Below are 1,735 nucleotides of genomic sequence, written 5' to 3'. Positions count from 1 at the left end.
GGGTCCGGGCCAGGGCCCCCACGTGCGGCCCATGGGGGCCGATTTCCGCCTGGGCGACCGGCTCGAGGCCCCGCGCCTGCTGGCGCCCTCGGACGTGGCGCTGCTGGCGGCGATGAACATCGCCGCGGTGCCGGTCACGCGACGCCCCGAGGTGGCGATCATCGCCACCGGCGACGAACTGGTCCAGCCCGGCGAGGACCCCGGCCCCGACCAGATCATCGCCTCCAACAGCTATGGACTGGCCGCGCTGGTCGAGGCGCTGGGGGCCAAGGCCCGCCTGCTGCCCATCGCGCGTGACACCCGGGCCTCGCTGCAAACGGTATTCGACATGGCCGAGGGGGCAGACCTGATCCTGACCATCGGCGGCGCCTCGGTGGGCGATCACGACCTTGTCGGGCCGGCGCTGGCCGACCGCGGCATGGACCGGGCCTTCTACAAGGTGGCGATGCGCCCCGGCAAGCCGCTCATGGCCGGGCGGCTGGACGCGGCGGCCCTGATCGGCCTGCCCGGCAACCCGGTGTCGGCCATGGTCTGCGGGCATGTCTTCGTGGCCCCGGTGATCCGCGCCATGCTGGGGCAACGCGACGTCGTCGCAATGCCTCAGCCGCGCCCGCTGGCCGCCGCCCTGCCCGCCAATGGCCCGCGCCAGCATTACCTGCGCGCGCGCACCACCGACCGCGGCGTCGCGGCCTTCGACACGCAGGACAGCTCGCTTCTCTCCGTGCTCAGCGAGGCCGATTGCCTCATCGTCCAGCCCCCTGGGGATCCGGGCCGGCCAGCCGGGGCCAGTGTTCCGGTTCTGCCGCTGTAACGGAACAGCTTGACACAAAAGGGGAACACCCGTAGAACATCGGGCAAACGGCCAATTCCGGCCCGGTGCGGAGGACCCCATGCTCACCAAAAAGCAGCTCGACCTTTTGGCCTTCATCCACGGGCGCGTGCAGCGCGACGGCGTCCCCCCCTCCTTTGACGAGATGAAAGAGGCGCTCGACCTGCGCTCCAAGTCCGGCATTCACCGCCTCATCACGGCGCTGGAGGAGCGCGGCTTCGTCCGCAGGCTAGCCCACCGCGCAAGGGCGCTGGAAATCCTCAAGCTGCCCGAGTCGCTGGAACAGAAGACCGGGTTCACCCCCCGCGTGATCGAGGGCGACCGCCCCGACAGCCCCCCCGCCCATGCCCTGCCGGTTGAAGGCACGGGCGCGACCGAGTTGCCCGTCATGGGCCGGATTGCCGCCGGTGTGCCCATCGCCGCGATCTCAGAAGTTTCGCACAACGTGGCCGTGCCCCAAAGCATGCTGGGCGCGGGCGAACATTACGCGCTCGAAGTCAAGGGCGACTCGATGATCGACGCCGGGATCAACGATGGCGACGTGGTGATCATCCGTGAGACCGCGGCGGCCGACAACGGCGATATCGTCGTGGCGCTGGTCGAGGATGCCGAGGCGACGCTGAAACGCTTTCGCCGCTCGGGCAGCACCATCGCGCTCGAAGCGGCCAATCCCGCCTATGAAACCCGCCTGCTGCGCGACGATCAGGTCAAGGTGCAGGGGCGGCTGGTCGGCCTGATCCGCACTTACTGAGGTCGACACACCGCCCTGACGATGGGCGGCGCATCGGCCGGGCGGGGTCCTGCGACCCCGGGATATGCCGGGCCTGCTCCCGGCGCCCCGGGTGCCTTTGTATCCCCGAAAATTCGCCCGATGGCCCGGCGCGGTCCGCGCGGACCGCGCCGGGC

Annotated in this window: 2 protein-coding genes; both read left to right on the top strand. The window is 70.5% G+C overall.

Annotated elements, in window-relative coordinates; all coding sequences use genetic code 11:
* A partial coding sequence (locus ACH107_RS32645; protein ID WP_412509750.1) for a molybdopterin molybdotransferase MoeA occupies positions 1-811 on the top strand: 811 nt, incomplete at its 5' end.
* Between the two features lie 79 nt (positions 812-890).
* Positions 891-1,580: a transcriptional repressor LexA gene (gene lexA / locus ACH107_RS32640; protein WP_412509749.1), complete on the top strand. Its 690-nt coding sequence runs from the start codon at positions 891-893 to the stop codon at positions 1,578-1,580.
* The last annotated feature ends 155 nt before the right edge of the window (positions 1,581-1,735 follow it).

The sequence above is a fragment of the Roseovarius halophilus (ex Wu et al. 2025) genome, from assembly GCF_047086965.1.
This window is presented reverse-complemented; position numbering and strand designations above follow the sequence as displayed.